The 23,219-nt window shown below is 58.0% G+C and carries 17 protein-coding genes and 10 pseudogenes; 14 read left to right on the top strand and 13 right to left on the bottom strand.

The annotated features are described in order from the left end of the window. Nucleotides 1-28 precede the first annotated feature (28 nt). From QA646_RS27375 to QA646_RS27360, 4 genes and pseudogenes are all read right to left on the bottom strand, one after another. Nucleotides 29-2,215 carry a prolyl oligopeptidase family serine peptidase gene (locus QA646_RS27375; protein WP_283060894.1) on the bottom strand — a complete coding sequence of 729 codons (2,187 nt, stop codon included), beginning with the start codon at nt 2,213-2,215 and terminating at the stop codon, nt 29-31. Nucleotides 2,216-2,997: 782 nt separating this feature from the next. Next, the gene (locus tag QA646_RS27370) at nt 2,998-3,858 is read right to left on the bottom strand and encodes an alpha/beta hydrolase (protein ID WP_283060893.1); all 861 of its coding nucleotides are present in this window, start codon (nt 3,856-3,858) and stop codon (nt 2,998-3,000) included. A 333-nt stretch (nt 3,859-4,191) separates the two neighbouring features. Continuing rightward, on the bottom strand, nt 4,192-5,343 hold the full coding sequence (locus QA646_RS27365; protein ID WP_349254278.1) for a nucleotide disphospho-sugar-binding domain-containing protein: 1,152 nt from the start codon (nt 5,341-5,343) through the stop codon (nt 4,192-4,194). Nucleotides 5,344-5,983: 640 nt separating this feature from the next. Continuing rightward, nucleotides 5,984-6,201, bottom strand: a pseudogene (locus QA646_RS27360) (asparaginase); the annotation flags it as partial. A 379-nt stretch (nt 6,202-6,580) separates the two neighbouring features. On the opposite strand from QA646_RS27360, the pseudogene QA646_RS27355 reads away from it, so the two are divergent. From QA646_RS27355 to QA646_RS27345, 3 pseudogenes are all read left to right on the top strand, one after another. Next, nucleotides 6,581-6,739 (top strand): annotated as a pseudogene (locus QA646_RS27355) (HU family DNA-binding protein); the annotation flags it as partial. Nucleotides 6,740-7,359: 620 nt separating this feature from the next. Further along, nucleotides 7,360-8,530: pseudogene (locus tag QA646_RS27350) on the top strand (reverse transcriptase N-terminal domain-containing protein). A gap of 72 nt (nt 8,531-8,602) precedes the next feature. Continuing rightward, nucleotides 8,603-8,722 (top strand): annotated as a pseudogene (locus QA646_RS27345) (HU family DNA-binding protein); the annotation flags it as partial. Between the two features lie 130 nt (nt 8,723-8,852). Here QA646_RS27345 and QA646_RS27340 read toward each other — a convergent pair. Both QA646_RS27340 and QA646_RS27335 read right to left on the bottom strand, forming a co-directional pair. Beyond that, nucleotides 8,853-9,128: a hypothetical protein gene (locus QA646_RS27340; RefSeq protein WP_283054562.1), complete on the bottom strand. Its 276-nt coding sequence runs from the start codon at nt 9,126-9,128 to the stop codon at nt 8,853-8,855. A gap of 542 nt (nt 9,129-9,670) precedes the next feature. Further along, entirely contained in the window at nt 9,671-10,042 is a 372-nt protein-coding gene (locus QA646_RS27335) for a hypothetical protein (protein ID WP_283060891.1), read from the bottom strand. Nucleotides 10,043-10,146: 104 nt separating this feature from the next. On the opposite strand from QA646_RS27335, the pseudogene QA646_RS27330 reads away from it, so the two are divergent. From QA646_RS27330 to QA646_RS27310, 5 genes and pseudogenes are all read left to right on the top strand, one after another. Further along, a pseudogene (locus QA646_RS27330) lies at nt 10,147-10,647 on the top strand (transposase); the annotation flags it as partial. Between the two features lie 82 nt (nt 10,648-10,729). Next, nucleotides 10,730-11,203 (top strand): transposase, encoded by a 474-nt coding sequence (locus tag QA646_RS27325; RefSeq protein ID WP_283060890.1) that lies wholly within the window; start codon nt 10,730-10,732, stop codon nt 11,201-11,203. Next, complete coding sequence (tnpB, locus tag QA646_RS27320) at nt 11,184-11,537, top strand: IS66 family insertion sequence element accessory protein TnpB (protein WP_283060889.1); 354 nt, start codon at nt 11,184-11,186, stop codon at nt 11,535-11,537. Before QA646_RS27325 ends, tnpB begins: the two co-directional genes overlap by 20 nt. Before the next feature lie 54 nt (nt 11,538-11,591). Further along, nucleotides 11,592-13,153: pseudogene (locus QA646_RS27315) on the top strand (IS66 family transposase). 72 nt (nt 13,154-13,225) lie between these two features. After that, a pseudogene (locus tag QA646_RS27310) lies at nt 13,226-13,933 on the top strand (IS256 family transposase); the annotation flags it as partial. On the opposite strand, the gene QA646_RS27305 reads toward QA646_RS27310, so the two are convergent. Further along, nucleotides 13,908-14,327: a transposase gene (locus tag QA646_RS27305; protein WP_283060888.1), complete on the bottom strand. Its 420-nt coding sequence runs from the start codon at nt 14,325-14,327 to the stop codon at nt 13,908-13,910. The pseudogene QA646_RS27310 and the gene QA646_RS27305 overlap by 26 nt on opposite strands. A gap of 381 nt (nt 14,328-14,708) precedes the next feature. Further along, nucleotides 14,709-15,653 (bottom strand): aldo/keto reductase, encoded by a 945-nt coding sequence (locus tag QA646_RS27300; RefSeq protein WP_283060887.1) that lies wholly within the window; start codon nt 15,651-15,653, stop codon nt 14,709-14,711. Between the two features lie 135 nt (nt 15,654-15,788). On the opposite strand from QA646_RS27300, the gene QA646_RS27295 reads away from it, so the two are divergent. Further along, nucleotides 15,789-16,670 (top strand): AraC family transcriptional regulator, encoded by an 882-nt coding sequence (locus QA646_RS27295; protein ID WP_283060886.1) that lies wholly within the window; start codon nt 15,789-15,791, stop codon nt 16,668-16,670. Between the two features lie 481 nt (nt 16,671-17,151). On the opposite strand, the pseudogene QA646_RS27290 reads toward QA646_RS27295, so the two are convergent. From QA646_RS27290 to QA646_RS27280, 3 genes and pseudogenes are all read right to left on the bottom strand, one after another. Beyond that, nucleotides 17,152-17,591: pseudogene (locus QA646_RS27290) on the bottom strand (transposase); the annotation flags it as partial. A gap of 4 nt (nt 17,592-17,595) precedes the next feature. Beyond that, nucleotides 17,596-17,713, bottom strand: a pseudogene (locus QA646_RS27285) (SAM-dependent methyltransferase); the annotation flags it as partial. Nucleotides 17,714-17,738: 25 nt separating this feature from the next. Further along, complete coding sequence (locus QA646_RS27280) at nt 17,739-18,386, bottom strand: TetR/AcrR family transcriptional regulator (RefSeq protein WP_283060885.1); 648 nt, start codon at nt 18,384-18,386, stop codon at nt 17,739-17,741. Nucleotides 18,387-18,584: 198 nt separating this feature from the next. Between QA646_RS27280 and QA646_RS27275 the strand changes: the two are divergent. Then, nucleotides 18,585-19,274 (top strand): annotated as a pseudogene (locus QA646_RS27275) (NAD(P)/FAD-dependent oxidoreductase); the annotation flags it as partial. Nucleotides 19,275-19,476: 202 nt separating this feature from the next. On the opposite strand, the gene QA646_RS27270 reads toward QA646_RS27275, so the two are convergent. After that, nucleotides 19,477-19,833, bottom strand: a complete 357-nt coding sequence (locus QA646_RS27270; RefSeq protein ID WP_283060884.1) for a response regulator — start codon at nt 19,831-19,833, stop codon at nt 19,477-19,479. A 203-nt stretch (nt 19,834-20,036) separates the two neighbouring features. On the opposite strand from QA646_RS27270, the gene QA646_RS27265 reads away from it, so the two are divergent. Both QA646_RS27265 and QA646_RS27260 read left to right on the top strand, forming a co-directional pair. Beyond that, nucleotides 20,037-20,243 (top strand): hypothetical protein, encoded by a 207-nt coding sequence (locus QA646_RS27265; protein ID WP_283060883.1) that lies wholly within the window; start codon nt 20,037-20,039, stop codon nt 20,241-20,243. Nucleotides 20,244-20,276: 33 nt separating this feature from the next. Then, nucleotides 20,277-20,654, top strand: a complete 378-nt coding sequence (locus QA646_RS27260) for a hypothetical protein (protein WP_283060882.1) — start codon at nt 20,277-20,279, stop codon at nt 20,652-20,654. A 92-nt stretch (nt 20,655-20,746) separates the two neighbouring features. Here the strand turns inward: QA646_RS27260 and QA646_RS27255 are convergent, their stop codons facing one another. Next, the gene (locus QA646_RS27255; RefSeq protein ID WP_283060881.1) at nt 20,747-20,977 is read right to left on the bottom strand and encodes a hypothetical protein; all 231 of its coding nucleotides are present in this window, start codon (nt 20,975-20,977) and stop codon (nt 20,747-20,749) included. Between the two features lie 509 nt (nt 20,978-21,486). Here QA646_RS27255 and QA646_RS27250 point away from each other — a divergent pair. After that, nucleotides 21,487-22,386 (top strand): Ku protein, encoded by a 900-nt coding sequence (locus tag QA646_RS27250; RefSeq protein ID WP_283060880.1) that lies wholly within the window; start codon nt 21,487-21,489, stop codon nt 22,384-22,386. 12 nt (nt 22,387-22,398) lie between these two features. Beyond that, complete coding sequence (locus QA646_RS27245) at nt 22,399-23,217, top strand: Ku protein (protein WP_283060879.1); 819 nt, start codon at nt 22,399-22,401, stop codon at nt 23,215-23,217. Nucleotides 23,218-23,219: the final 2 nt, after the last annotated feature.

The raw sequence follows: 23,219 nt of genomic DNA, 5'->3' as shown, positions 1-23,219 counted from the left end.
TCCGTTCAATCGGAAGGGTCCATGCTCACTAATTGTCCATGAGCTTTTGAGACATATAGGTGTATTCGAGTGCGTGGAGACGCGCGCTTTCCAGCAGATTGGCGGCCGCGGCGTGGCCGCCCTCGATGTTTTCATAATAATAGAAAGGCAGACCCATATCTTCGAACAGGGCGGCCATTTTGCGCGCGTGCACTGGACCGACGCGGTCATCTTTAGTCGAGGTTTCGAAGAAAGGTTCCGGATAGGCCACACCCGCCCTGACGTTATGATAAGGCGAGATCGAGCGCAGGAAGGCGCCTTCGACCGGATCGTCCGGATTGCCATACTCTCCCTGCCAAGAGGCTCCTGCCGACATGTGGGTGAAATTGACCATGTCGAGAAGCGGGACCTGGACCACGGCCGCATTCCATAGATCGGGCCGCTCGGTCAGTTGCACGCCCATCAGCAGGCCGCCGTTCGAACCACCCATGATCCCAAGATGCGGTGGCGAGGTGACCTTCTTCGCGATTAGGTCCTGCGCTGCAGCCTGGAAGTCGTCATAGACACGCTGGCGATTGGTTTTTAAACCGGCCTCGTGCCATTTCGGTCCGAATTCGCCGCCCCCTCGTATATTGGCCAGCGCGAAAGCACCGCCCTTTTCCAGCCACAGCTTCCCGAGCGATGCCAAATAGAAAGGGCGCATTGAAATTTCGAAACCACCATAGGCATAAAGGATGGTCGGATTCGTGCCGTCGAGCTTAACGTCCTTGCGCGTCACAAGGAAGTACGGAACCTTCGTTCCATCCTGTGAGGTCGCCCAGAACTGCTGTACCTGCAAGTCTTCAGCATCGAAGCGTTTCGGGCTCGACTTGAGCTTCTCGACGTTGCCGCTTGCAGCATCGGCGTAAAAAAGAGTGGAGGGTTCGAGGAAACCTTCCGACAATATGAACAGGTGATCGCTCTCATTGTCGCTGGAAATCACGGACAGGGTCGAATTTTCCGGCAGGCCCAACTTAAAGGATGACCAGCCATTCTTGCCGAAATCGAAGCTGCTTACCTCGCTGCTGACATCCGACTGGATCGACACCACGAGGCGGTTCTTGGTCTGGGTAATTCCTTGGACAGACTGGTGCTCATTCGGCATGAACAGCACAAGTGGTTCGACGCGCGCCGGATCGGCGAGCGCCGCGCGGAGATCGAAAGCGATAATCGCGCCGTTGTGGAAGAGGGTGCCCTCGGCCGAAGCCCAGTCCGACTTCAACTGATAGATTGCTTGGCCTTTGTAATAGCCGCCAAAAGCGGCGGTGGTCGGGAGTGGCAGAAAGATCTTGTGTTTATCGGTGTGACCGTTTGGGTAAAAGGCTAATTCCGTGTTGAAGGAGTCGAGGCTGCGATATGAGAAGTCCATCACATACTTGCCATCGATGTCCCGCAGCACATTGCGTCCAGACGAGACATCTTTCTTGTTGCCGCGAAAAATCTCGACCGCCTGATCGAGGCTTTGGCCGCGCTTCAGCACCTTGGTGACGTAGCCGTAACCGGAAGTCGTCACTTCGCCCGGCGTCCACTCCCGGGTCACGTAGATGGTGTTCTCGTCCACCCAAGTCGCCGACTGCTTGCCCTCGGGCAGGACGAAGCCTTCCTTAACGAACTCGCCGTTGGCAACGTCGAATTCGCGCACCACATCTGCATCCTTGCCGCCATCAGACAAGCTAAGCAGGCAAAAATTGCCGACGGGCGGCATGCAGTTCTGACTTCTGAGCACCCAGATCTTGTTCTCGAGTTTCGATAGCGCATCGACATCGAGAATGACGTGCCATGGCGGGCTTCCAGACCTGTAGGCTTCCCAATTGGTACGCCGCCAGAGTCCCTGCACGTGCACGCCGTCCTGCCAAAAGTTGTCGATCATGCCGCTATGCGCGAAGCCGGGTATAACAATGCGATCTGTGGCGTGCAGCATCGTCAGAATGTCAGCCTGATATTCGCCATAGCGTGGATCCTTCGACAGTTTGTCGACGGTTGATTGGTTATGCGCCTTGACCCAGACCATCGCCTTATCGCCGTCGATCTCATTCAGATAGGCTCGAGGGTCGGCGGCCTCCTTGGGAGCGCTGTTGGGGTTAGAACCGATCGGCTTGGCAACAGTGGTCATCGGGGTCTTGGCAGAAGCCGCCACGGTGAATGCCATCGCCAAAGCCGCAGCCATAACCAATCTACTCAGAAACGTACCGCGCATGATTTACCTCGCCGAAATCCAACGTCTAAGCGGTTGAAACGAACCGCTCCGCTTCTCGTCGCAGCAAGAGCTGTGCCAATCAGATGCATTTGAACAGACCTTAGGGTTTCGAGGGTTGTTCTCGGGGAACAGCCAGGCCGTGTAGGATAAGTGGCACTGCAATGTCGCAACCGCTCCAGGCGATGTCACTTCCAGACGGCCTGAGACGATCATCGGCGTACTGATTTTCCCACCAGGGCGAATGGGCGCATAGGCCAACAGGCCTGCTGTTGTCCCCGAACAGAGTGCAGGGGCGGGAAGGTGCGCCTCGACGAGGCTCTCGGGAATGGTCGGCCGCCGCCTGACGCATGGGATTGCGCTGCCTGGTGATGGCGAGCGAACACATACTTGGTCGCGGAGCGGAGATCGACCATTTCGTTCTTGCTGGCCGCCCAGGAAACGTGCGGACGATCCACGCCCGCAAGGAGGCGTGAAAGGTTAGGCGAATACGCAAATGCGGCGATGATGGCGATGGTGTGCGGTTGAGCGACAAGAAGGCAGGTGCGCTGTAGGCGATGCGCCTGCGGCGGTCGCCCTCGACCCGCGGTATAGAGCGCGTCATCGAAACACAGATCACGTCTAAGGCGCGCTTGGGGAGCGAGGCGCACGACGATCAAGCGCCGCTTCCCTTGAGAAGCTCACATTCCCCGCCAGATTTCGTGTCGGTCGCGACTGCGGACCCACTCGAATTCGGCTGTCCTCGGTCGGTACAGCATCGTAGAATAGTCTATCATGTATATCCGTTACATCCGGGTGGTGGGGCGCGGCCTAAGGCCGACTGCTAAGAAGCGGTCAAGCATTGCATTGACCTGGTCAGCTACCTCGATGGTGTTGAAATGGCCAGCCAACAGCGTCTTGGCCGAAACAAGCTGGGAACAGCGAGCCTCTAGCCAGTCGAGATCACATGCAGCGCTCACCACCGGGACATCGGCAGCGATGTAGGCCATCGGGGCCTTGCAACGCGTTGCCGCAGGAGACGCATCATAGTCGAGCATGAAATTGCGCATTGCAGAATAGGCCACATGCTGCGGTGTCTTCTCGCACGAGGCGCGGATGTAAGTGTTGTGGATACTCTCGCGCCTGGAAGGAGCGTCGTAGTTGAGGGCCATCGACCATGCGTTTTTCTGCAATACCTCCCGATAGTTTGAGCTCGAAATTTCATCCAGGAACTCGCCAATTTCAGGTCTGTCGCGTAGCGCCCACCGGGGCGTGACGATAGAATCGATCATCACCACGCCCGAGGCGAGCTCCGGATGGCGGCCGCATAGCTCGAGTGCGACCGACCCACCCATGCTGTGCCCGATAATCAGCGGTTTCTCCAGGTTCCGCTCGCCGCATTGCCACGCTACGTCGTCAGCAAACCCCTCGATCGTGTACTCCTGCTTCGGGGCATCGCTGTCTCCGTGACCGCGGAGGTTTACCGCCATGACGTGCCGACTTTTAGCGAAATATTCGATCTGCGGCGCGAATATCCTGTGATCGCCGGTCCAGCCGTGAATGAGGACGATCGGGGGACTTAGGGGCGAAGCCGATATTGCTTCGAAGTGCGCAAGGCGCACCCCGCTGCGGTTCATCAGGATGGGTCTCAATTCGGCTACATTCATGAGGTTCGGCTCCTTTTTCTGGGTTCGCCGGCCACGGGTAGATGGTGTGCGTCATAAAGAGAGTGGAACAACCAACGGACGGCAGTCGGACCGCAAGGGCAATGGTTTGCCGATCGCAAACTGATGTGATCGATTAGAGAATGCCCCGGGGCAAATGGGGCAACACTGGAGCACGATGAACTCTGTGAGCGGCCCAGGCGGGCGACGAAGATTGCCTTGCATGGTAGGGAGCATCGAACGAATGACATCGATGCCTAAATCCCCGTAGGGAAGATATCTGAGGGCACCGATGATGAATTCGAACAATCCGAATGCACGGTCAGACCATCCGCATCAGGTCGCCGATCCGACAATGGGTCTATTTGCCGCCATAGCCTCCAATTTATCAACGAGACAGGAGGCGGCGATTTCAGCTCTAATGCCATCGCCCAAATGGCGTGCCGCATCGCGATAGCGGGGCTCCTGTAGCAGCCGACTGACGGCATGGGCGATCTCAGCTTCGCTAGCACTCGGGGGTAGTCGTAGACCAGCTCCTTTCGACACAACTCGTGCAGCATTATCCCCTTGGTCGCGTCCGTTGGGGAGCACCAATTGCGGTAGACCGTTTATCAGCCCCCGGCTGACGGTGCCGTGACCGCCCTGCGTTATCAAAAGGCAGACTTCCTTCATCACTGTGTCATGCGGTGCGCCGCGCAATAGATGCACGTTCGCGGGGGCAACCAGCTTCCGCGCCTCAACATGAGGCCCGATGGTCGCAACCGCGTACACGTCCAGCGCACCCAACGCGCTAATGATCCGTTGGACCAAGTCGTCTTGACCCTGAGCGCCGGAGCTGCAGGCGACGAGCACTCGAGGTCGATCGGCGTCCGAAGGCCAAGGTGCCTTCAAGCTCTTTGACCAATTTGGTTGCTCCAGCAGAGGCCCAACGTAACGAACGTTGTCCGGTAGGAGGTCGGCCGCAAAATCGAAAGTCCGGCTGATCGCGAGCAAGTGCCGATCGACACACTCAAATAAATCCACCGTCCTGGCCAAACCGAACAGACCGAGGCCGGCACGCGCCTCGTTTAGAAGCGAAAGGAATTCGTTTAAGAAGCCAGCCCAATTTTCGTTCGCCGCCGCGATCGCGATCCGCTCTTCTGGCGTCTCCGGCTGCGCCAATCCGCTGGTTGCCGGCGGCATTCCTGGCAAAGGGCGAAGGCTCACATGGGGTGACAACATTGCGATGGGCACGCCAGCGGCTTCGGCGCCCAACACGGCACCGAACAACATATCGATGGCAATGACAGCATCCGTCGGTATGCGGCCGATCTCATCCTGGACGTCGGCTGCATAGGCTGGCGCAGGGCCGAACACCGCCTTTTGGAACCAGTCGCGCATGTCTGAAAAGCAAGTCGGATCCGCGTCTGTCCCTGTCGGGGCACGACGCCAGCACACGAAATCGAAACCCGCCGCGGCCACTTCATGCTGCATCTCTGGATCAGCCATGATGCGGACGCTATGGCCGTGCTTTTGTAGTTGTCGAGCTATAGTCAGCAACGGGCCCAGATTACCCGACGTCCCCCAGGACGCAAGCAGGAAGCTATACAACATGCTTCACCTCAATCGTGGATCGAAACCAAATCATCTGCCACCAACAGCAAGGGTCGATACGCTGACCTCATTGCGAGCATACAGCGGGATCCTCTCGCTAATTGGCGTTCCCTTACCGCCATCGCGCACGCTCTAACCTGCTGCCCTAAACCTGAAAGGATTCCCCAGCTCAATTGCATCCGGAGGCGGCAGCATTCAGCCGGGCAGGCCTAGGCGCCTGCCCGGCTGCGACAAAGCCAAGATAGTCTTGCGAACTTACGCAGTGACACTCGTCTCTAGTGACTTGCCGAAAGGTCCGCAATCGGCGCCAAGATCGCGGATCCGATGACCCGCTTAAGCTTCTTTCAAACTCCGTCCGTTCCGCGATTTTTAAGGCCTTCGAGACACTGCGTAAAATTGATTGTTTGAATAAGTGCAATCCGCGAGCGGCATGTCTCAACAGCGCTCCTCCGTTCGCCTGCGCCCACTACATCACTGTTGCAGTTGCACCGGACGGCCCCGCCGTCATTCAACGGTCGGCTCGCATGGCTGAGGTTCAGGGTTTCCTGACGCAGGCGAAATCTGCAAATGCCTGCTCGATCAACTCGGGCGTCGCGCCGGAGGCGACGAGAGTTGCCAAAGGATTCTCGCCTGCCCCGGCCTTAGTGTCGAGGAATGACTGGCGCCGGCATCGGCAAGATCATGACCGCCGCCGCGATAGCTTGAAAGCAGCAGCCCATCCGAAACCCGGCTGGAGACCACGACGGGTACGCCGATAGCCCTGCTGGTGCAAGGCAGTAGTGTTTCTCATCGCCGTTTCCCCGCCAATGACCTGCTCCGGCAGAGTGAGTTCCTCGAGAATCGACTATCGCGGCTGTTTCAAGATTGAAGAGATTTGCAGCCCTGTTGAGGAGATAATCCGCAATTTCTTCGTCATCGACATGCAGCTCCGTGCTCAACCATGAGAACACAAATAATGCTGCGCTCCTGCAAGCACCTGCTGGACTTGGGGTGCAAAAAAGTACGCGAAAGGCTATCGACCCGTCGGAACTTGTGGAAATGGCCGGATTCAGTGCCTTTCGAACGCGGAGGCAGGTGACAACAACCATCGCGAATGAAACCTATGACCCCGTGTTCAATAAGGGGAACCGTTATGACCACTACCAACGAAATCGCAGACAAAATCGCCGTCGATCACAACCTCACCAAGGCTCAGAGCAAGGCGGTCGTGGAAGCTGTGTTCGCATCTATTACCGCCGCAGCGACCTCCGGCGCAGAGACGTCCATCCCGGGATTCGGAAAGTTTAAGGTCAGTGCGACGTGATAGTCGCCTAAGTAATTGTTTGTACAGGAGTTATATTCTGGGACAAACCTGATGTTCCGTCATCAGTAGCCTACCGGCACATGCGGGACTGGTAACGGTCCGGTGTGAAGCTGCCGGGACAATGTAGCCGGGCTTTCGGGCCATGCCGAGACCGTGAGGCGTAGGTATCTTCTGCGAGCATCAGCGCGGATGGGGCGCTAGGCTGGGTGGTATTGATCAATGGAAATGAACTGCTGATAAACGTCGTGAAATTTGACAAGCCAAAGATGCTGACAGGCTTGGACCAAAAGGTGCGCGGTCGGATGTCTCCCTTGATTTTGGAGGCACACGGACAACAGGACCGCCGGCGGATAGGCAGGATCTAACCCGCCCACGTTATCTAGGTGAAACACGGTAAACCCGTATCTCCGCCCCGCAGCGGGCAGGCCGACCGCAAGGAAAGCTGTTGGGGGTGCGGGCAGAGGATGTCGGAGAAAGCGAACGCCGGGCTGTAATGATCCGGATAGGGGTTGCGGCTTGCCAACATCACCCCGCCCGAAAGGGAGCAAACTTCTGACGGGTCTCTCGTCGCGAGAGAATGTGCAGAACCCTCGGAGGAGGACAGGCAAATGGCGGTCACAACAGTGACTGGTGCGGCCTCCCGCGAAACGGTGAGTTGGGGCCAGATCGACTGGCGCAAGGCTTACCAACACGTGCGACGGCTGCAGATGCGTATTGCGAAGGCAGTTCGGGAAAGTCGCTGGGGCAAGGTGCAAGCCTTGCAGCGGCTACTGACCCACTCGTTCAGCGGCAAGTCGCTTGCTGTGAAACGGGTTACCGAAAATCAGGGCAAGAGGACACCCGGAGTGGACCGGATCATCTGGGACACACCGGATAAGTGCATCAGAGGATTATTGTCGCTCAAACGGCGTGGGTACCGCCCTCTGCCGTTGAGGCGGGTATATATCCCGAAGGCAAACAGCGAGAAGCTCCGTCCGCTGGGTATTCCGACGATGAAGGACAGAGCAATGCAGGCACTTCACCTGCTCGCCCTGCTGCCTGTTGCGGAAACCACGGCAGACCCAAACTCGTACGGCTTCCGTCCGTTTCGAGCGACCCGTGATGCGGCTCGTCAGTGCTACATTGCACTGCGCGGGCGTGGTACGGCGGAATGGGTCTTGGACGCAGACATTGCTGGCTGCTTCGACGAAATCAGCAAGGACTGGCTCATCGCCAACATCCCTACGGACAAGGCGGTGCTCCGGAAATGGCTGGACTCCGGCTACATGCAGGATGGTGATTGGTACGCGACACGAGCGGGAACGCCGCAAGGTGGAATAATCTCGCCCACGCTCGCCAACATGGCCTTGGACGGAATGGAAGATGGACCAATTATCATCACAACCAGGTGGCGAAGTAGACCTTCCGCAAGGTCGAGCATCTCATCTGGAAGTGTCTCTGGCAGTGGGCATGTCGCAGGCAGCCAGATAAGCCACGTCGGTGGGTGAAGCATCGCTACTTCGCCCGCGAAGGCACGCGAGACTGGGTATTCCGCGCAGCAGTGAAGGATCGTGCCGGAAACATCACGTTCGGCGGCTACTCCATGCATCCGACGTTCCTATTCGTCGTCACTGCAAAATCCGAGCCGAAGCGAATCCGTTCAATCCGATGTGGGACCGCTACCTCGCCGCAAGGCGTGGTCTGCCGTCGGAAACTACGGATCGGCCTGGGGAAACCGCACACTCTGCCGATAGACAGGAACTGGCGGCTCTGGTCAAACAGGGCTTAGTGGAGGCTTGAGCCGTATGCGGGGAAACTCGCACGTACGGTTCTTAGGGAGGAGCGACCCGGCAACGGGTCGTTCCTACCCGACAGGACACGCCGGAGCGTGAAGCGCGCAATCCGGGGATCGGCGCTATGATCAAAGTTGCAGCTGCGAAGAAGCTCACCTTCCAGCCGGCCAAGGCGCTGAAAGATGCACTGAACAACTGACAAGGAACAGCCTTGCTCGGTCGAGCGAGGCTGTTCGCCTCTGTTTGGCGGTTGGACGTGATCCACATCTGTGGCGTTGATTGGCCGCTGGATAGGTTCAGCCCTATCAATATCCTGAGCGCTTGCCCGATCAATCGGCTGATGGAGCGAGATGAATGATGTCTCCCCGCGACCAGCCTTCGGCGAGGCGCATTAGAAACTCCATCTCCCTTCTTAGCGTGACCGTGCGACTGACATCGTCGGCATGCTCGTTTTCAGTGCGGACGTGATAAAAATCACCTACCGCAATTCCGGCCGCTTTTCGCTTATCCTCAAGCGAGAACTTCAAATCTGCGAGCTCCTCCTTAACAGCGAAGTAGCGCCGCATAACTGCGATCAAACGCAGATCGTTTTCTGCTCCATCCATATTAGCGCCTTCCAAAATGCTTTAAGTAGGAAGAAGCAGATTCGCTCTCTCTTGTCACGCCTCGACCGACAATCGTTAAGATTGTACTTTAGCACCATCTTAACTAGATAGGATGTAAGGTCCATGGCAAAGCGAGAGGTCTTCCATTCGTTGCCTTCAAAGGAGGGCTTGAAAATCACGTCGTGAGGAAGACAGTTTCCACCCACAAGTCCCAAGCCGAAGCGGAGAGTGCCGCGACTGCTGCCGGTCGCGCTGCTCACAACAAGGGGTGCGCTGGCTCAAGCTGTTTTGCATAAGGGCGATGGGACGATCCGCGAAGAGCGAACCTACGGCGATGATCCGTGGAAAACGCCCGGCTAATTCTTCTAATTCTTGGCCTTCGTTATTCGAAAGCGCGAATTTCACTACACCTTTTATGAGGGTGAGCTGAGGCATGAGAAGCTATGCGGGGAAGCGCCGAGGTGGCACGCTCGTCGTGCGATCAACCCGAAAGGTAGCCTACCATGTCCAAAGTCGAAAATCTCAGCCGATCAGTCACTGTTTTAGATCAAGCGCGCACTCTGCTCGCCGTTATAGATGCCTGGCACGGTCATCAGCCGACGGGTTGTTTCGTCGGCGCGTGCAAGAGTGGCGATCCGCTTGTCGAGCTTCTCCTGTTCGCCGCAAACTTGTTCATGAATGGAAAGCAGTGGTGCGATGACATCCTGGAGAGTGTGTTCGGCATCGACCAATTCCGCCACCTTGCGCCGAAACATCGATTCAATGGCGCGTTCGAAGAGCAGTCGATACTCCTTCACCATCGCTCGGATCTGGTTTTCTATCGCCCGTCCTATTTCGACCAGGCGTGAGCGCGTTACGAGGAGGGAGCGAACCTGCTGGCGCTCGGCACTCTTTACCTCACCTCTCTGTACCAACCGAGATGATGTCCCAGGGAGTGGTGTAGCAGGGTAGCGGTGGCCATCAGTGTTTTTCCGGTAGGGTCGGTTTGTCGAAGACCAACCTGATGGAAAGACCACCGATGACCGACGAGATGATGAACCTGCGCTCGCTTGTTGAGAAGAGCGCCGACGCCGATTTGCTTCGCGAGATGATCGGGTTTGCCGCCGAGAAGCTTATGGAGCTGGAGGTCGGTGCGAAGACCGGCGCGAGCTACGGCGAGAAGAACGCCTTTCGGCTTACCCAGCGCAACGGCTACCGCGAGCGCGACTGGAAGACACGGGCCGGGACCGTGGAGCTGCGTATCCCGAAGCTTCGTACCGGCACCTATTTCCCGAGCTTTCTCGAGCCGCGTCGCATGGCCGAGAAGGCTCTGACCGCCGTAATTCAAGAGGCTTACATCCAAGGCGTTTCGACCCGCTCCGTCGACGATCTGGTCAAGGCGATGGGCATGAGCGGCATCTCCAAAAGCCAGGTTTCCCGCCTGTGTGAGGAGATCGACGACAAGGTAAAGGCCTTCCTTGAAAGGCCCATCGAGGGCGACTGGCCCTATCTGTGGATCGACGCCACGTATCTGAAGGTCGTAAGCGCGAATTTCCCCGCACCTTTTGCCATTGAGCGTGTTGAGGCATGAGGTGTCCACCAAAATAGGTGGACACCAAGTCATGGAAGAAGATGATCAGAAACTGCAGGTAAGGCTTGTGGGCCGGAGCGGGCGACGCCGCTACGACCCCGCGTCGAAGGAGCGGCTTGTCGCAGCCTGCCTTGAGCCTGGGGTCTCAGTGTCGCGGCTTGCGCTCGAACATGGGGTCAATGCGAACCTTCTGCGCAAGTGGGTGAAGAGCGCCAAGGAGACCCAATCCGTCCCGCCGTCCTCGCCACCAGCGTTCATCCCAGTTCAGATTGAGAGTGCTGCGGATCGGTGCCTGCCGCGACAGAGTAGCATGGTTGTAATGGATTTGCCGGCGGCCTGTGATGAAGTGCGTGGGTCGGAACCCAAAAGGGCTGCGCCTTTTTTCTCTCCAGCCAAGGTGAGCGCGTCGTTGCCGAACGGCGTGAAGTTGACGCTGGAATGCGGTGATGTGGATGCATTGACGGCGGTTATCGGAGCGTTGGGTGATGTTCAGGCTGGGCGCTGATCTTCAAGTCTATCTGCACCGCGAGCCGATTGACTTTCGGGCTGGGATCAACAGCCTGGCGGTGCTGGTTCAGGAGACGATGGCGCTCGATCCGTTTGCGCCGGCGGTTTTTGCGTTCTGCAATCGCCGCCGCGATCGGATGAAGCTCCTGTTCTTCGATCGGTCGGGCTTCGTGTTGGTGCTGAAGCGGCTGACGGAGGACAAGTTCCGATGGCCGCGCCGCGAGGCCACGGTTGTCCAGCTTACGACCGAGCAATTGCACTGGATTCTCGACGGCATCGATATCGACGCCATGGTCCGACATCCAGTGCGGCAATATCAGGTCGCAGGCTGACGGTTCCCGAATTGAGTGGTTGACGCGGCGGAGCGCTTTCGATTCAAGAATCCGATGAATCGAACCGGCGAACCGACTGTTGAAGAGTTGATGGCGCACATTGCTGCGCTTGAGGCGGAGAACCGTCAGCTCACAGAGCGCGTCGTCAAACTCGAGGAAGAACTGGCGCTTGCGCGCTCACATCGTTTTGCGCCGAAGAGCGAAAAGCACATTGACCGTCTCTTCAATGAAGCCGAGCAGGTTGCCGATGAAGGCGGCGAAGATGACGATGTCGCCGACCTCCCGGATACCGGTTTGCCATCTGTCGAAAGCGCGCCGGGAAAGAAGCGCGGCCGCAGACCGCTGCCGGAAAGCCTGCCACGCGAGCGCGTCGAATATGATCTTGCCGACGATCAGAAGGCTTGTCCCTGCTGCCGCAATCAGATGCATCGCATGGGCGAGACCATTACCGAGCAGCTTCATATCGAGGTGAAGGCCAAGGTCCTGCAGAATGTGCGGTTCAAATATGCCTGCCGCCATTGCGACCGCACCGGCATCAACACGCCGATCGTGATCGCGCCGATGCCCGCGCAACCTTTGCCAGGCAGTATCGCCACAGCCTCGACGCTGGCCTTCGCGCTCATCCACAAATATGTCGACGGCACGCCGCTCTACCGCCTGGCGCAGGCATTCGAGCGCGCAGGTGTTCCCGTCAGCCGTGGCCTCTCGGCCACTGGGTGATCGGTTCAAGCGAGAAGCATCTCTGCCGAATCTACGACGCCTTGAAGCTGCGGCTCGGATCGCAAATCCTCATCCATGGCGACGAGACCACGGTTCAGGTGCTGAAGGAGAAAGACCGGAAAGCCACCGACGAGTCATACATGTGGGCCTACCGCAGCGGCCAGGACAGTGATGAGCCCATCGTGCTGTTCGACTATCAGCCAGGCCGTGGCCAGAAATACCCGCAGGCCTTTCTCGGCGACTATCGCGGCATCTTGATGAGCGACGGCTATTCCGCCTGGCGCACACTCGACGGTGCCACCCATCTTGGATGCATGGCCCATTCAAGACGGCGTTTTGTCAATGCCCTCAAGACGAGAAACAAACCCGGCGGGCCGCCGGAACAAGCCCTCAAGTTCTTCGAACAGCTCTACCGGGTCGAAACGCAGGCGCGCAACGAAATCCCCGACGACGGCGAAACGCGGGATCACTGCATCCGCCGCTTCCGCCAGCAACATAGTGTCCCTATCCTCAACGCTCTCAAGGCATGGCTCGACGACATCGCCCCGAAGGTCTTGCCCGACAGCAAGCTCGGCGACGCCGTGTCCTACACCCTCAACCAGTGGAACTATCTGACGCGCTACACCGAGGACGGAAGCATGCCGATCGATAATAATCTTCTGGAGCGTGACATCAGAATTTTTGCCACTGGCCGGAAAAGTTGGTTGTTCAGCGATACCGTCGATGGAGCCAAGGCCAGCGCCATCGTCTACAGCCTGGTGCTGACCTGCCGCGCCTGCGGCGTCGAACCATTGGCCTACTTGCGCCACGTCCTCACCGAATTGCCTCAGCGCGCCGAAAACGCCGATATCGACGATCTGCTGCCATTCAACTTCGCCAAAACTGCTCCGGCCTGATCCCCCGGATGCGTCCGTCTGAAAGACACCGTCGCTCAAGGGCGGCTCAACGTGCCGGGAAAATCGCGCTTACTGAAGGTCCGCCGCGGTGGCCGCATCGTCTCGGTCGCCGTCATTATCGCCGTCGGCGTCAACACCGATGGGCGGCGCGAGGTCCTGGATATGGAGATCGGCACCTCCGAGGTCGAGCCGATCTGGACGGAGTTCCTGCGCAAGCTGACACGGCGGGGTTTGCGCGGCGTCAAGCTGGTCGTCTCCGATGCGCATGAGGGCATCAAGGCCGCCGTTTCGAAGGTTCTCTCCGCGACCTGGCAGCGATGCCGGGTCCACTTCATGCGCAATGCGCTCGCCCATGCCGGAAAGAGCGGTCGACGGGTGGTCTCCGCCTTCATCGCCACGGCCTTTGCCCAGGACACACCAGAGGCCGCCAGCCAGCAATGGCGCAATGTCGCCGATCAGATCAGGCCGAAAGTACCGAAGCTTGCCACCCTCATGGACAGTGCCGAAGAAGACGTGCTGGCCTACATGACCTTTCCCCGTCAGCACTGGACGAAGCTGCACAGCACCAACCCTATCGAGCGACTGAACGGCGAGATCAAGCGCCGAACCGAGGTTGTCGGCATATTCCCAAACGAGGACGCCATCGTCAGGCTCGTCGGCGCGTTGCTCCTCGAACAGAATGACGAATGGGCCGTACAGCGCTCCCGATACATGACCCTTGAGACCATCGCCACAATGAGCGATGATCCAATCATCAGCCTGCCTGCTGCGGCAAGCTGATCCAGTCCCGGCTCTGCCCGGAAGGCACGGCGAACGCCGAAGCTACACCACTCCCTGGGACATCATCCCAACCGATGCGAACCAACTCCGCCAAGCCACGGGCATTATTCTCGTCGCTCTTATTCATGCGCACTGATAATGCGGCTTTCGCGTGCCGTACGTCGATGCCGACGACAGGGAGGTCGATACGCTTGAGTTCATGCCATAGCCAGCTCGACATAGCTCCCGTTTCAAAGCCGATGCGTTCCGCAAACGGCGCTTTCCTTGGGATCAGTTCCGCTAGGGCTCGGGGATTCGACTTGGCTCTGCCCTCGAAGACCCGTCTTCCGGTGTCATCCACGACACAAACAGCTGTTTCTCGTTGCGATACGTCCAGTCCAACATAGTGTTTCATACGGATCTCTTTCGAAAATGGGGCTCAAATATTGAGCGTCATTCGAAGAACGAAGGCGAGCAATTACGTCATCGTGTCCAAAATTCACCCCTTATCGGCGTCCAATTTTAAATTTGCACGTCGAAACACAGACAAAGCGCTTGCCCGTAATTCAGATAGAAGCCCTCCTCGCAGACAAACCGGCCTTCCGACGACGGATCGGCAAGATCTCTTCAGGCCTCCTAAAAAGGCTTGCGGGAAATCCAGGACAATGCGCCGTCTTTGATATCGCCCAACGCCAAACGAATAGGGCGCTCGACCCTTTTAGGAGAGCGCACTATCGAACCCGTATGATCGCGCGGCAGGTCGAGCAAACAGCTGCCGACATCGATCAAGTTGACCCTACTCACCCCAAATTCGTCCGCCTATACCCCCGTTTGGAGTGATCTCATCGATCCGCTTGAGGTCCGCATCTGTTAGTACGAGTTCCTTGGCGGAAATGTTCTCCGACACTCGTTGCGGGTTGCGAGAGCCTGGGATGGGCACGATGTAGTCCTTTCGCGCGAGCAGCCAGGCCAACGCAAGCTGTGAGAGGCTGACGCCTTTCGCTGTGGCGAGCGAGGTGAGCTCTTTTGCGATCTCGACGTTCCTGGCGAAATTCGCCGGCGCCCACCAACCGAGGTTCTGCCGGAAATCGTCGGCGGCGTATTGATCGCGAGATGTTACGTGGCCAGTCAGGAAACCACGCGCCAAGGGGGAATAGGCCACCAGTCCAATGCCCAGTTCTTCAAGGACCGGCAGCAGCGGTTCCACATCCCTGGCGAAAATGGAATACTGGTATTGCTTCACGGAGATGGGGGCCACAGCACTGGCGCGACGGATGGTGTCCTCATCCGAGTTGGAAAGGCCGAGATATTTTACTTTACCAGCCTGGACAAACTCCTGCATCACGCCGACGACGTCCTCAATCGGAATGTTGGGGTCCGGGATGTGCTGGTAGAGCAAATCGATAATTTCGACGTTCAGGTTCTTGAGGCTGGACTCGACAACTTGGCGGATCGTCTCCGGCCGGGAGTCGGGAGCGTAGCTTTCCGTCAGGCCGAACTTCGTTGCGATCGTTACCTGATCGCGAATTGGCCGCAGGGCGATGCCAAGCAGCTTCTCACCTTCACCCCAGCCATACATGCGGGCAGTATCGAAGTGGGTGACGCCGAGCTCATGGGCGCGGCGGATCGCGTTGATCGATTCCTGATCGTCGCTAGGGCCGTAACCGATAGCGGTGCCCATGGCACCGTAAGCAATGGCGCCGACGGTAAGCCCATACCGGCCAAGTTTGCGTTGTTGCATCGTGAGTGTCCTTTCGTATCCGATGCGCCCATTTTGACTTTCACACAGGACCGGGCGATGCTCGATCCTGCCGATTCATTGCCTGATCCTGCCGATCGCTTGACGTTTTCCAGGCTAACGGGAGCGGATACTTTCATGACCGATCTTGACCAACTCAAAGCCATCGTCTTGCGCCACGCAGGCAAGCCGCAACCGAACATGCCGCGGGTCAGCGTCAGCACCTTCGACCGGCCGTCGGAGCCAGGCTGGTTGGTCTATGACCCAGTTGTCTGCTTCGTACTGCAAGGGTCCAAGCAGGTCTTCATCGGCGACCAGGTGCTTGAGTGCGGCGCCGGGCACTGCATGGTGGTGGCGGCCGAACTCGCTGCCATGGGACAGATCAGCGAGGCTTCATCCGAGGAGCCCTATGTCGCGCTCAATCTCTACATCGATCCGGAGGTAATCTCGGCGCTGCTCCTGGAGATGGGCAGCGCGCCGGTACCGCCGATGGATAAAGGATTCGGCTTCAGCCCCGCAGGGCCGGCATTGATCGAGGCCTGGCGGCGTCTCGCTGAACTTCTGGACCGCCCCAGCGAAATACCGGTCATGGCGAGTCACAGGGAGCATGAACTCATGTTTCGCCTCCTCATGGGACAGCAAGGGGCGTTGCTTCGCCAAATTGCCGGAACCGATAGCCGTTTGTCCCATATCCGGCGGGCGATGGCATGGATTCGCGAGCACTATAAAGAGCATCTCAGCATCGAAGCCATGGCCACCGTGGCCGGCATGAGCTTGTCGGTGTTCCATCGCCGCTTCAAGGCGATTAATGGGTTGAGCCCGCTCCAGTACCAGAAGCAAATCCGCCTGCACGAGGCGCGTCGCCGCCTGATCTCGCAGCGCTCAGAAGCAGCGAGCGTCGCCTATGCGGTCGGTTACGAGAGCGTTTCGCAGTTCAGTCGCGAATACAAGCGGCTCTTCGGTGCACCACCCCGGCAGGACGCCGGAAAACTGCAGAGAATGGTTGATCCCGGGCCATAAAATTAGTTCGGAGGGCATGCATATTTATTCGCGGGGATGCGCGGACGAATGCTGCCGAGCTACTTGCGCGGCTGTTTTGCCTCTTCCTCGTGCGAGGCGCGCCAGGTTTCAATTTCGCCCAGATGATCCAGGACCACGTTGCAAGTTGCATGATCGGTGCGGCAAGAGAACTGTCCACCTCGGTCAGGCCGTAGGGGTCTTCCTCATATGTGGAACGGCCCGGTTAGCAAGGTATTTATTGCGCGAATTCCCGTCGGACGGTGCAGTCATATGTCCGACCTGTTTGGCGCGGTCCATGACCGCTGGCCACGTGAAATTCGCGATACTGATCGCCTTATCAGTTTGCCGCGCTCAATGGCGCATTGGGGAAGACGATCTGATCAGTATCGGGAACTCGCCCATTGGGTTCATCACGCATTTGGCACCTTGCCGCTTGATCCGGCGACAGAACGCCGGAACCTCTCCTGCTTCTATGCTCTCATCACATCGCCGGCATCTCGTAGGTACCGCCCTTGCCGAGAAGCGCCCAGATTGTTCGAGCGATTTTGTTTGCCAAAGCGACTGCGGCGATCCTATAAGGTCTTCGTGCCACCAGCGAGACCATCCAGGCGGGAAGCATAACTCCTCTGCGAGCTTGCTTTAGGATAGATGTCGCGCCGAGATCAACAGCGTTCGCAACTGTTTGTTGCCGCGTTTCGATATACGGCCCAGCCGCTCCTTGCCGTCGCTCGAATGCACTTTCGGGGTGATCCCGATCCAAGCGGCGAGATCACGTCCCGTTTGGAAGGCTGCTGGATCCTGGATCGTCGCTCGCACCGTCGCGGCGATGATGGGGCCGACGCCAGGGATGCTGGTAAGGCGTCTAGCGGCGTCGTCGGCTTTCACTGCGGTGACTACCTTTGCGTCAAGCGCCTCAATGCGCCCTGGCGGGCGCGGCGGCTTCGATCGCGGGCTGGCCGAACACGGCCATCATGGCATCGGGCCTGGTAAGCGACCCAGCGCTCCCCGCTTGGGCCATTCCAGTCGGCTACCTGATAAAACATTTTTCTCTATCCGTTCTTAATGAGGCTATCCGCCCGCGTGGTCGTTGCCACCGTGCGCGGCGATGAACATGGCGACGGCCGACCGGCAATAGGATTCGATTTCGTGGTCGTCCTCTGCTCTCGCCTCATCGAAGCGTGCGATAATCAGGAGATCGGACCCTTTGAAAAGCGCGGCAAACAAGCGGGCGGACCGGAGAGGATCGGGCACGTTCAGAACCGCCTTCGCGTGCATCTGACGCAACAGGGCCTCGATTTGGGCGATGATGTGGGCGGGTCCGGCTTCGTAATGGACCTTGCTCAACGACTTTTGATTCGGCGTGTCGGCCATGACCATGGCTTCGACATTCCGGACCTCCGGGCGCAACAGCGTGCAAAGCAGGGATGATCCCACCGTCATGAGCTGATCTTCGGCCGAACCGTCGACTCCTTCAAAAAGCGCCTCTGGTACAAACTGATGACAGCGGGCCGCAAAGGCGGCGCCGAACAGCGCCTCCTTGTTCTCGAAGTGCCTGTAGATACTGAGCTTGGATACCTTCGCTCGCTGAGCGACCATATCCAATGTCGTCGCTTGAAAACCCAGTTCCGCAAAGAGTTCGCCCGCGGCGTCGACTATCGTTTGGCCAAGCGCCTCGTTGGCGGGCCGGCCGCGCCGGCCCTGGCTATTTTCTCTCACGACAATTCCAATCCTTGACAGTATCGTTATTCCTGAATTACGATACTACGCAGTTTCTAAAATTCCAAGAGCGGATTTTATCGTGTCCTCCGAATCAAGTTCCCTTGGCCGCCCGGCGATATCGAATGCGCATCGCTGGACGAAATTACGCGCCAGACCAAACCCAACCCCTCCATCCGCAACACGGAGCCCATCACCATGGATGACGTCATTATCATCGGCGGCAGCTTTGCCGGCCTCGCCGCCGCTTTGCAGCTCGGCCGTGCCCGCCGCAAGGTCACCGTTCTCGATACCGGCCTGCCGCGCAATCGCTTCGCCGGCCACTCGCATGGTCTGCTCGGCCACGATCACAAGCCACCGCTGAACATTCTTGCCGAGGCGCGGCAGCAACTGACGCGTTATCCCACGGTCAAGCTGGTCAATGCCCGGGCCGACAGCATTTCCGGCGCCATCGACAATTTCTCCGTCCTCACTGGCGATGGCGAAAGCCTTGGGGCGCGCCGCCTGATCCTGAGCTATGGCATCACCGACCAAATGCTTGATATTCCGGGCTTTGCCGAAGGCTGGGGCACGTCCATCGTGCCCTGTCCCTATTGCGACGGCTTTGAAGTCGCCGACCAGCATTGGGGCCTCGTCTGGTCCGGCCCGCAGTCGCATAATCAGGTCAGGCTGTTCCACGATTGGACCGACACGTTGACGGTCTTCGCCGATGGTCACGACATTCCGCCCGATATCCGGGCCGATCTGGCGCGTCGCAACACACCTCTCGTCGATGGCCGGATCACTGAAATCGCCCGTCATGAGGGCCAAAATGCCACCGTCAAGCTCGATTCCGGTCCCGACGTCGCGGTCGACATCCTGTTTGCGTATCCGCGCAACAAGCCGTCAAAACCAGAGACACAGAAGCCAGCTTCAGCATCTCTCGTCCGACCGATCTTGGAGAAGCCTGACACATGGAGTTCGACACGTCACCTTCGACCTGCCACACGGCACCTTTCACGCGCTCCAGGGTGGTGATCCCGATGGTCAGTCGACGCTTATCTTGCACGGCTTCCCGGACCATCCGCCGACCGCGAAACCCTTCCTGATGTTACGACTGGAGCGCGCGCACTGCCTCCACCATGCGCTTCAAGTTTGTCGGTTTTCCGAGATTGGGAACTCTCGCTAGAAATTCATCTCTTGCGAGCTCCTCCTCGGTGAATGCGCTGACGATAAGGTAGGGCACCTTGAGAGAAATCAATTCCATCGCAACCGGAGTAACGCTCTCCCCTCGAAGATTGACGTCGAGGAGGGCGGCATCGGGCCGAAATTCTTCGATCAGATCAAGCGCATCGTCGACGGGACCGAGGACGTCGAAGCCCCCCGCTTTCAGCGCGCTCGTCAGTTCCATCGCGATGAAGGGTTCGTCTTCGACGACAAGGACGCGGGAACCTCCGTTTGGCCTCATCGTCCGCAGGCTGTCTCATGAGACCTCACAGGCGGATTCTGATCATAGCGATTAAACCCTCCTGCTCGTATCTCAGTTCCGAGGATACTAGTCCACCGTGATCACACTATCCTTAAAATCTGCGGCGCGCTTTTGATCCCCTGCTTCTTGACATCGCTCGGTGATCACCAATCTTCGCCTGATCAAAAAGCGGAGGAGAGCGAATGCAAGGGACGTGGTACGTCGAACGCTATTTAGAAGATGGACTGTCTGCAGAAGGCTCTGAAGAACACGAAACCTACGAGGCGGCATTTGATACGGTGAAGGCTATTCGCGAAGCTGGCAAGTCTGCGCGCTTCATGGCCCCGGTTGGGGCGACAAAGGAGCAGATAGCATCGTTCAATGCGCTTGAAATGGTTCAGCGGATTTAGTTGCCCGCCCCATTCGCCGACAGAGATGGTCAAATGGTCGCCCTCATGAAAGATGACTTGCTGGAGCAGCGCACGAAGTTGTCTCATCAAATCCAAGGTGCAAAACAACTACTCAGCGGACTTGAGCAAAACCAATTGCAAATCCCAAACGCCCAATCTGATTTGCCTGGGGTTGAGATCAGAATTGTGATCAGAAATTTTGCGGATCAGTTGAACGCCGATATCGACATGATGGCGGATACTATCGCGCTGATAGATCACCTCATCGGCCATTTGGATGGATGTGAGCCTTATTCGCAGCGAACGATCGGCGAAAAGACGGGAAGCCCGTCGACCGATACCAATGATCGCGAAATGATCCAATATCCCGAGTTCCTGGAAGGCGACGGCGGTCCGGGCAGCGGTGGGTAAAGCCGAGGAGTGCGCGGCCTCTGATGTCCTCAATGAATGGCCTTGCGAGCAAGACCGGGAGGCCGCTGCCGAACGGGAAGAGATTTTGCCCTCTATGGGCCGCGCGCAGCGCTGACGAGTACGGCAAGCCGGACTTCATCTCTGACACCACGTTGATAGAGATGAATGACGACCGCCGCCGCCTGCTCGGCTTCTTCGCTGTCTTTGGCAAAATTCAGTTTCGCCAAGACGCGATCAAGTGCGCGTTGACAGATGTTGAGGTCGTTCGAATCGAGATGATCGAAGTGCCTGCGGACATATCCCCCGAACTTCGTGGGTATCATCGGAGGCGGTCTATGGGACTTGACCATCGGCCTGTCCCTTTCAAAGTAAGGGCTAGAGCATTTGTAATCTCTGCGCCGTTGCCGCCCGTATTCATGGGCAACGATAGCGAAATCGTACGCCCGCACAGCTGCCTTAGCAAACCAATTCGGCAACCGAGAGGTCGCGGGTCTGAAAAGACGCGCCCGGTAACGTTGGGCTCTCCGCGGTTGCCTTCACCGCGCGTACGCCTTACTCTTGGCCTTGTAGTCAAAGCGAGCCGCTGATGTCGAGACGCGCTCCTTCATGGCGGTCTCGATGAGCGCGCGCGGGCACGACTTTACCTTGTGACGGTTGCTCATAAAAACGCACTCAGCAGCAAAAAGATGCACCCGATTCAAAGAGATGGATAGGACTCGGAAAGCGAGGAGCGGACGGCCGTTAAGATATTGACTTTGGATTCTTTTTGACTCGGAACAATAAGTGGAGTGATTCTGTTGACTCGCATTGGTTGCTGGAGGAGTGCGAGGAGATGGTGGCGCCGCGGGCAAATTGGAAAGGGTACATAAAGTTCGGCGAAGTGGCGTTTCCGGTCGCGCTTTATACGGCCGCATCCTCGTCCGAACGGATCGCCTTCAATACGCTGAATCGAAAGACGGGCAATCGCGTCCGGCGTGAATTCGTCGATAGCGAAACCGGTGATCCGGTCGAGCGCGAGGATCAGGTCAAGGGTTTCGAGATCGATGATGGACGCTATGCCGTCCTTGAAGCGGAAGAAGTCGCCGCCGCCGTTCCCGAAAGCGACAAAACGCTGAAGATGGAGGCTTTCATTCCCTGCGACAATGTCGACGACGTCTATTTCGACAAGCCTTACTATTTTGCCCCCGACAAGATGGGCAGCGATGCGTTCAAGCTGCTGCGCGATGGCATGAAAAAATCCAACGTCGCCGCGATCGCCCGGACAGTCCTCTTCCGCCGCCTGCGCACGCTCCTTATTCGCCCGCACGGCAAAGGATTGGTCGGCTCCACCTTGAACTTCGATTACGAAGTCCGCTCGTCCGAGAAGGCGTTCGACGAAATGCCCGATTTGAAGATCGAAGGCGAAATGCTGGACCTTGCCAAGCACATCCTCAACACAAAGAAGGGCGCGTTCGATCCGAAACAGTTCGATGATCGCTATGAGGCGGCCGTCGCCGAACTTGTGAAGGCCAAGATCGAAGGTCGCACGCTGCCGAAGAAGAAGGCGCCGCCGGCTTCGAAGCCGAGCGACCTGCTGCAGGCGCTGCGTGAGAGCGCCGGCATGTCCGCACCAGCAAAGACCAAGCGCACGGCGGCCAATGTCAATGCCGGCAAGAACAGGCAAAAGACCGCACGGGCAACCGCATCGAAGCCGCGCAGTTCCGGCGGCCACCAGCAGCGCCGCGCCGGGTAATCGGAGGTTGCCATGGCGATCCGCCCTTATTGGAAAGGTTATCTGAAACTCTCGCTCGTCACCTGTCCGGTGCAGATGATGCCGGCCACCTCCGAAAACGAGAAGGTCCGCTTTCACACGCTAAACAGGCAGACGCAGAACCGTGTCGTCAGCCACTATGTCGATTCCGTCACCGGCAAGGAGGTCAAGGAGCAGGACGAAGTCAAAGGCTATCAACGCGGCGAAAATGACTATGTCATCCTCGAAGACGAGGAGTTGGAGAACGTCGCGCTCGAAAGCACCAAGACGATCGACATCGAGGTCTTTGCACCGAAAGACAGTGTAGAATGGATCTGGCTCGATACGCCGTATTATCTTTCTCCCGACGATCCGGTCGGCCTTGAGGCGTTTTCGGTCATTCGCGACGCGATGGCGGCCGAGAACATGGTGGGCATTTCAAGGCTGGTGATTTCGCGGCGCGAACGCGCCGTTATGCTGGAACCGCGCGGCAAGGGTATCGTGCTCTGGACGCTGCGTTATGGCGACGAAGTGCGGGATGCGGAAAACTATTTCGAGCGGGTGGACGATGAACCGGCCGATAGTCAGATGACGCCGCTCGTACTGCAACTGATCAAGAAGCAGACCCGACCCTGGACCCCGAAAATGGCCTCCGACCCGGTCCAGGATAAGCTGCTCGACATTATCGCGGCCAAGAAGAAGCAGATGAAGAAGCCGGTCAAGTCGAAGCCCAAGGGCAAGGAAGAGGCTGAACCGGAGCCGAGCAATGTCATCAATATCATGGATGCTCTGCGCAAATCCGTAGACGCTGAGAACCGCTCCGGCAGGCACTGAGC

The sequence above is a fragment of the Rhizobium sp. CB3090 genome (assembly GCF_029714285.1).
GTDB lineage: Bacteria > Pseudomonadota > Alphaproteobacteria > Rhizobiales > Rhizobiaceae > Rhizobium.
This window is presented reverse-complemented; position numbering and strand designations above follow the sequence as displayed.